The sequence below is a fragment of the uncultured Sphingomonas sp. genome, from assembly GCF_946477935.1.
Taxonomy (GTDB): Bacteria; Pseudomonadota; Alphaproteobacteria; order Sphingomonadales; family Sphingomonadaceae; genus Sphingomonas.
This window is the reverse complement of record NZ_CAMLAC010000205.1, coordinates 1-6,513: the sequence shown is the minus strand read 5'-3', so window position 1 is coordinate 6,513 and position 6,513 is coordinate 1. Positions and strand designations below refer to the sequence as shown.

Below are 6,513 nucleotides of genomic sequence, written 5' to 3'. Positions count from 1 at the left end.
CGGTGGACAAGCCGCGCTACCTGATGGGCGTCGGTAAGCCGACCGATATCGTGGGCGCGGTGGAGCGCGGCATCGACATGTTCGATTGCGTGCTGCCGACTCGATCGGGCCGCACGGGGCAGGCCTTTACGCGGAGCGGCCCGCTCAACCTGCGCAATGCGCGGCACGGCGAGGATCAGGGGCCGCTCGATCCATCGTGCGGCTGTCCGGTTTGCCGAACCTGGAGTCGCGCCTATCTCCATCACCTCGTCCGCGCCGGAGAGATACTGGGCGCGATGTTGATGACCGAACATAATATCTGGTTCTACGAAACACTTATGGCGGATCTGCGGGCAGCCATCAGCGAAGGACGCTTGCAAGCCTTTGCGAACGACTTCCGCGCACGCTACGCCGGCAATCCGACGGGAGAGATGCAATGACCGACCGTACCGACGACGCTCCGAACGAAATCCTGGCCGCGGCCAAGGATGCCAAGGCGCATGCCGCCGCCGCCGCCGAGGCCGTGGCGGAGGCCGCCGAAGACGCCGCCAAGCGCTGGCCGCTCGCCAAGATCGGCCTGGGCGTGGGCATCGGCTCCGCCGCGATCGCCGCGGCCGCGCTGTACGCCGATCGCAGCCGATCCAAGAAGAAACCCAAGTAAGGACCTATGATGCGCCTGTTGCGTGCCGCCCTGTTGTTGAGCGTAGCCACCCTGCCCGCCACGCTTTCCGCTCAGGAGCAGCCCCAGCCGCCGGCCCGCAGCGCGCGCATCCCTTCCATCCCCTTCACGACACGCACGCTGCCCAACGGCCTGCGCGTCTATGCCATTCGCGACACGACGACGCCGAACGTCTCGGTACAGGTGTGGTACGATGTCGGCGGGCGCGACGATCCGCGCGGGCGATCGGGTTTCGCGCATCTGTTTGAACATCTGATGTTCAAGGCGACGCGCAACCTGGTGCCGGAACAGATGGACCGGCTGACCGAGGATGTCGGCGGGTACAACAACGCCTCCACTGGCGACGATTACACCAATTATTACGAGCTGGTACCCGCCAACCACCTGCAGCGGCTGTTATTTGCGGAAGCCGACCGCATGGCCTCGCTGGTGGTGGAGCCGACCAGCTTCGCCTCCGAACGCGACGTGGTGAAGGAGGAATATCGCCAGGGTTTCGCGCGACCCTATGGCAAGCTGTTCCAGACCTATCTGCCCGAAATCAGTTATTCGGTGCATCCTTATGCACGCGGGGTGATCGGCGACGTGGCGAACCTCGATTCGGCGACGATCGATGATGTTCGCGCCTTTCACGCGACCTATTACCGGCCGGACAATGCGGTGCTGGTGGTGGCGGGCAACTTCGATCCCGCACAACTGAACGGCTGGATCGACCGCTATTTCGCGCCGATCAAGCGCCCCGCCGGCGACATCCCCCGCGTCACCGTGACCGAGCCGCCGCGTGAGCGCCCCGTCAGCCGGACGGTGTACGAGGCCAACACGCCCCTACCCGCGGTCCTGCTGAGCTGGCAATTGCCGCCCGATCGCGATGCGGACGTGCCGGCGCTGCAGGTGCTGGATGCGATCATGGCGACCGGCGAAAATTCACGCTTGTACCGTAGCCTCGTCTACCGCGACGAATTGGCGCAGAGCGCGCAGACCTCGTTCGACACGCGTGCGGGCACGGGCACCTATGCGGTGTTCGCGATCATGGCCGGGGGCAAGGATGCCGCGACCGGCGAGGCAGCACTGCGCCGCGAGGTCGCGCGCTTCCGGGACGAACCCGTCACACCGGCGGAACTGGCCGAGGCGAAGAACGAGATCCTGACCGCCGCGATCAAGCGTCGCGAAACGGCGGAGGGCAAGGCCTTTCTGCTGGCCCAGAACGTCATCATCAACGACGATCCTACCGCCAGCGACAAGCAACTGGCCGCCGTACAGCGCGTCACCGCCGCCGACATCCAGCGGGTCGCCCGCAAGTATCTGGGCGACAACCAGTCGGCCGTGCTGCGCTATCTGCCCGAACAGGCGGGCAAGACCGGCGATACGGTGGCGGTGGCCCCCACCGTGGTCACGCGGCCGCTGACCGCGCCTGCCGATATCGCCATCGTCACGCCGGCCCCGGCCGGGCAGCGCATCCTGCCGCCGCCGCCCGCCGCCCCGGTGAAGTCGGTACTGCCGCAGGTCGCCGAGACGCGGCTGGCAAACGGCCTACGCGTCATCACCGTGGAGCGCCACGATCTGCCGCTCGTCACTGCCTCGCTGGTAGCGGTCGGCGGCGCGGCGACGGATCCGGCGGGCAAGGCGGGTGCGAGCAGCCTGTCGGCCGGGCTGATGACCATGGGCACGACGACACGCTCCGCCGCCGAGATCGCGCGTGCGGTGGAGAGTTTGGGCGGATCGATCGGCAGTGAAGCCAGCCGTGACGGTGCCTCGGTCGACCTGACCGTCACCTCCGACCAGCTTGCGCCGGCGATGACCATCCTCGCCGATGTCGCGACACATCCCGCCTTCGCGCCCGAGGAGATCGAGCGCGCGCGGACCCAGACGATCGACGGCGTCACCGTGGCGATGACGAACCCGGCGCAATTGTCAGGACTGGTCGCCAGCCGGGTCGTATTCGGCAACCAACCCTACGGCACGCCGGTGGAAGGCACACCGACCTCGCTGAAGACGCTGACGCAGGGCGACCTGAAGGCGGCATATGGACGGACGTGGCAACCCGGGCAGGCCGCGCTGGTGCTGGTCGGCGACATCACGCCGGCCGCCGCCAGAACGCTGGCCGAGCGCCATCTGGGCGCATGGCGCGGCGATGCGGTGCCGGCCGCAAGTCCAAGCGACCGCGCCGCCTTCCCGGCGCCGCGTGTCGTGGTGATCGACATGCCCGATGCGGGGCAGGCCGGCGTCGTCGTCGCGCGACCGGGCATCGCGCGTGACGATTCGCGCTATTACCCGCTCGCCGTCGCGAACACCGTGCTGGGGGGTGGGTTTTCTTCTCGGTTGAATCAGGAGGTGCGGATCAAGCGGGGGCTGGCGTATGGGGCGAGCAGCGGGTTGCAGGCAGGGCGGAGGCCCGGTCTGATCGCCGCGCGGACCCAGACCAAGAATCCCTCGGCTGCAGAAGTGGTTACGCTGATTTCCGCAGAGATGGAAAAGCTGGGTCGCGCGCCCGTGCCGCAGGCCGAACTCGCCACGCGGCAGGCAGTGCTGGTCGGCAACTTCGGACGCGCGGTGGAGACGACGGACGGCATCGCAGGACTGCTCGGCGACTATGTCGTGCAGTCCGTGCCGCTGGACGAATTGCAGCGCTACACCGCCAAGGTGGAGGGCGTCGATCCGGCGGCGGTGCAGGCCGCGGCGGCCGCGCTGCTGGACCCCAAGGCGGCGAGCATCGTCGTCGTCGGTGACGCCAAACAGCTCCTGCCGGCGCTGAAGGCACGCTACCCGCAGGTGGAGCTGATCCCCGCCGCCGCGCTCAACCTGGACAGTGCCAGCCTGCAATGAGGTAAATTGGTGACCTTTTGCCGGTAGACCTGCACGCCGATGGGTCGCAGCACACCGTACAAGGTCTCAAGGGCTACCGTCCGCCGGCTGCTGGCGGGTTGGCTGGCGACGGTCGGCCTGCTGCTGCTGGTCGCGCTGGGCATGGCACTGCGTCCGGCGGCGGGGCCGACACGCGTGGCGGCGCAGATCGGGGTGGATAAGCCGGCCGTGTCCCCCACCCCCGTCCCGGAACCCGGCCGCGCCACCGGCACCGCCGACCTGCCTCCGCTGCCCGCGGGGGTGATTGATCACGGCGATGCCGGCGTGACCCCTGCCCAGCCGTTCCGCTGGAACACGGCGAGCGCGGTGGACCGCGCCCGGGCGCTGCAATGCCTGACCGCGGCGATCTATTACGAGGCAGGCGGCGAGAGCGACGCAGGCGAACGCGCGGTGGCGCAGGTGGTGCTGAACCGGGTGCGGCATCCCGCTTTTCCGGCAACGGTGTGCGGCGTGGTCTATCAAGGATCGGCGCATGCCGGATGCCAGTTCAGCTTCGCGTGCGACGGGGCACTGGGCCGGGCACCATCGGCAGGCGGATGGGCCCGCGCGGCGCGCGCCGCGGCGGGGGCGCTGGCGGGCGGCGTATTCGCCGGCGTCGGGCTGGCCACCCATTACCACACCTATGCGGTCAGCCCGTCCTGGGCGCGGTCACTGGTGATGACGGATGTGGTGGGGGCGCACTTTTTCCACCGCTGGAAGGGATATTGGGGTACGGCGGCGGCCTTTACCCAGCGTTACGCAGGCGCAGAGCCGACGCCGGGTGTGGCGGCAACGGTTGCGGCCATCGCAGGCGATGCCGCCATGCCGGTGCCGGTCCCGATGCCGTTCGAGGTGCCGCCCCTGCCCGGTGCGACCCCGGTCACGGCGGCACCCGCCCTGCCCGGCCCGCGAGCCGCGGCAGCTTCCGTCCCGCCGGGCGAGGACCGGTTGCCCGCATCCGGGCAGATCCTCGACCGGTGGAAGGACGTCGGCCAGCCGCTGCCGCGCTTTACCAACGGCGCTGCTGGCGATCCTGCTTCTGGTAGCGGACCCGCTGCGACAGCACGTCGTAGCGGCGATTGAGATCGGTCCGCTCGGCACCGGTCAGGCCACCGCCGCTGCGACGATAACGCTGTTCCAGCCGGTCGAGATCGCGGAACTGGACGCGGAGGCGATCCGCCTCACGACGGTTGAGCGTGCCGGCGCGGATGCCCTGATCGATGCGACGCTCCAGATTGGCCTGACGCGCGTTGATCGGCTCCCAACGCTGGGCCTGCGCAGCGGCGGGGAGCAGCGCGGCGAACCCGAGAGTGGCGGCGATGATGGCTTTCATGGGTCTACTCCTTGGTTACGCGGCCGTGTGTACGGCCTGATGACGATATGGGCGCCAATCGTCGCAGACCTGTCCCGGGTTTCCCGCAAAAGTGTCGCAGGCTGTGCCAGGCACGGAGACTTCGTTCAGCTTGGCGGTTGAGGAGAACGAGAGGAGCAAGATCATGGACGACGACGCGATCAAGCCAACCACCGAGACCGAACGGCCCAACCTGTCGACGGAGCATCAGCAGGATGGCGACGCGCGCCGCCCGAGCGATACGCTGGACCGCGGCCAGCCCCAGGCGGAGGAACAGGTGCCGCGCAAATCCTCGCTGACCTGACAGGTGGGGTGCTCCCCCAAGGGGAGCGCCCGTTCAGGCGGTGGCGTGTTCGCGCCGCGGGGAGGTCTTGCCGGTTTGCGCATCGAGGCCGCGGGCGGTGAGAAGGTCGACCAGCGTCACGCCCAGAACGAAGCCGAGCGCGCCCCAGACCGCGCCGTTGCGCGGGTTGGCGCGGGCAGCAAGACCGAGCGCGCCGATGTCCAGCGCATCGCCGGCGACGCGGCCCCAGACGTTGGTGGCGGCCGCCGGCGCACTGAGCAGCGCGGCACCGGCGGCAAGTTCGCGCAGGCCGAAGTTGCGCACCAGCGTTTCATGACCTTCGCTGTCCAGTGCCGTGGTGATCCGCCGGGGCGCCAGCACCTCGAGGGCGCCGAGCGCGACGGAGAACAGGCCGAGGCCGAAGCTGATCGTCTTGTAGTTCATGGAAGCATCCTCTCCTCGATGCGCAGGCGGGGCCACGATGTCGCGGCCCCTGCCCGGCCGTCAGGCGGCGCCGGCGCCTTCCGAAAAGCCGCTGCCGCGATCGGCGACCAGCGTCGGTGCCGGACCGGTGGCGGGACGCAGCGCCTCCTTTTCCTGCTCGGTCGGCGTCGCGGTGGGATCAGGGCGGAAGGCATCAACCGCGCGATCGGTGTTGCCGGGGTGACGATCGCCCATCAGGTCGGTGGGGACGTGTTCCGCCGCCGGATTAGGCGACTGGTTGTGGAAATGCTTTTCCGCCTCCGCCTGGCCGCTGGGCAGGTTCGCATCAAGCGCGGTGCGCGGGTCGCGGTCGCCGCCAAGTGGTGCCGCGGTCCCGCCGGTCGGGCTGCTCGCGGCGTCGGAATCGCGTTTACGGGCGGGCTGGATCGGGGGCAGTTCAGGTGCGAAGCGGGTGCCGACCACCCAGGCGACGGCCGCCACCGCGAAGCCACCGAGACCAAGGCCGACCGATCGACCCAAGGTTTTGTTTGGCATGGATTTTTCCTTCCGTAACCCACCACGAACGGGCGGTCGGGGGATGAGGTTCCGGTGGCGCCCCGCCCTTTTCGGGTGGGACGCCCGGCGGTGATCAGTCCTTCAGGCTGGCGGGAACGCGGCCGCCCGACTTTTCCAGTTCGCGCATCACGGCCTTGTGCAGCCAGATGTTCATTTCGGCCGAGCCGTCCTTGGCGCCGGAATAGCCGAGCTCGGTGGCCAGTTCCTTGCGATTGTCGAGGCTGGAATCGAGATCGAGCAGCTTCATCAGGTCGACGATCGAGGTACGCCAGTTGAGGTTCGGATTGCCCTTCGACTGGGCGATACCGGTCAGGACCTGTTCGACATCGACATCCACCGGCTGCGCAGGCGCAGCGGCGGCCGGCGTGGCGGTGGCAGCGGGGC

At 68.8% G+C, this 6,513-nt stretch carries 9 protein-coding genes; 5 read left to right on the top strand and 4 right to left on the bottom strand.

Going from position 1 to position 6,513, the window contains the following annotated elements; all coding sequences use genetic code 11:
- The 4 genes from Q0U08_RS16325 to Q0U08_RS16310 form a co-directional block, all read left to right on the top strand.
- Positions 1-419 (top strand): tRNA guanosine(34) transglycosylase Tgt (locus Q0U08_RS16325; RefSeq protein WP_298092644.1); only part of this gene is annotated, 419 nt, incomplete at its 5' end.
- Positions 416-640 (top strand): hypothetical protein, encoded by a 225-nt coding sequence (locus Q0U08_RS16320; protein ID WP_112381940.1) that lies wholly within the window; start codon positions 416-418, stop codon positions 638-640. The genes Q0U08_RS16325 and Q0U08_RS16320, both read left to right, overlap by 4 nt.
- 9 nt (positions 641-649) lie before the next feature.
- A complete protein-coding gene (locus Q0U08_RS16315; protein ID WP_298092642.1) occupies positions 650-3,478 on the top strand; it encodes a pitrilysin family protein in 2,829 nt (942 codons plus the stop codon).
- A gap of 39 nt (positions 3,479-3,517) precedes the next feature.
- The gene (locus tag Q0U08_RS16310) at positions 3,518-4,579 is read left to right on the top strand and encodes a cell wall hydrolase (RefSeq protein ID WP_298092640.1); all 1,062 of its coding nucleotides are present in this window, start codon (positions 3,518-3,520) and stop codon (positions 4,577-4,579) included.
- Here the strand turns inward: Q0U08_RS16310 and Q0U08_RS16305 are convergent.
- Positions 4,506-4,829 (bottom strand): hypothetical protein, encoded by a 324-nt coding sequence (locus Q0U08_RS16305; protein ID WP_298092638.1) that lies wholly within the window; start codon positions 4,827-4,829, stop codon positions 4,506-4,508. The two genes, Q0U08_RS16310 and Q0U08_RS16305, sit on opposite strands and share 74 nt — an antisense overlap.
- Before the next feature lie 163 nt (positions 4,830-4,992).
- Between Q0U08_RS16305 and Q0U08_RS16300 the strand changes: the two genes are divergently transcribed.
- Positions 4,993-5,151, top strand: coding sequence for a hypothetical protein (locus tag Q0U08_RS16300; protein ID WP_298092636.1), 159 nt, complete (start codon positions 4,993-4,995; stop codon positions 5,149-5,151).
- Positions 5,152-5,184: 33 nt separating this feature from the next.
- On the opposite strand, the gene Q0U08_RS16295 is transcribed toward Q0U08_RS16300, so the two are convergent.
- From Q0U08_RS16295 to Q0U08_RS16285, 3 genes are all read right to left on the bottom strand, one after another.
- Entirely contained in the window at positions 5,185-5,574 is a 390-nt protein-coding gene (locus Q0U08_RS16295) for a hypothetical protein (RefSeq protein ID WP_298092634.1), read from the bottom strand.
- Between the two features lie 60 nt (positions 5,575-5,634).
- Positions 5,635-6,108 (bottom strand): hypothetical protein, encoded by a 474-nt coding sequence (locus tag Q0U08_RS16290; RefSeq protein WP_298092632.1) that lies wholly within the window; start codon positions 6,106-6,108, stop codon positions 5,635-5,637.
- A 94-nt stretch (positions 6,109-6,202) separates the two neighbouring features.
- A partial coding sequence (locus Q0U08_RS16285) for a DUF3597 domain-containing protein (protein WP_298092630.1) occupies positions 6,203-6,513 on the bottom strand: 311 nt, incomplete at its 5' end.

Bases quoted from the DNA above. Each gene is read 5' to 3' on its own strand.
- Q0U08_RS16320 (WP_112381940.1), top strand. From the start codon at position 416: ATGACCGACCGTACCGACGACGCTCCGAACGAAATCCTGGCCGCGGCC.
- Q0U08_RS16315 (WP_298092642.1), top strand. From the start codon at position 650: ATGCGCCTGTTGCGTGCCGCCCTGTTGTTGAGCGTAGCCACCCTGCCC.
- Q0U08_RS16310 (WP_298092640.1), top strand. From the start codon at position 3,518: ATGGGTCGCAGCACACCGTACAAGGTCTCAAGGGCTACCGTCCGCCGG.
- Q0U08_RS16305 (WP_298092638.1), bottom strand. From the start codon at position 4,829: ATGAAAGCCATCATCGCCGCCACTCTCGGGTTCGCCGCGCTGCTCCCC.
- Q0U08_RS16300 (WP_298092636.1), top strand. From the start codon at position 4,993: ATGGACGACGACGCGATCAAGCCAACCACCGAGACCGAACGGCCCAAC.
- Q0U08_RS16295 (WP_298092634.1), bottom strand. From the start codon at position 5,574: ATGAACTACAAGACGATCAGCTTCGGCCTCGGCCTGTTCTCCGTCGCG.
- Q0U08_RS16290 (WP_298092632.1), bottom strand. From the start codon at position 6,108: ATGCCAAACAAAACCTTGGGTCGATCGGTCGGCCTTGGTCTCGGTGGC.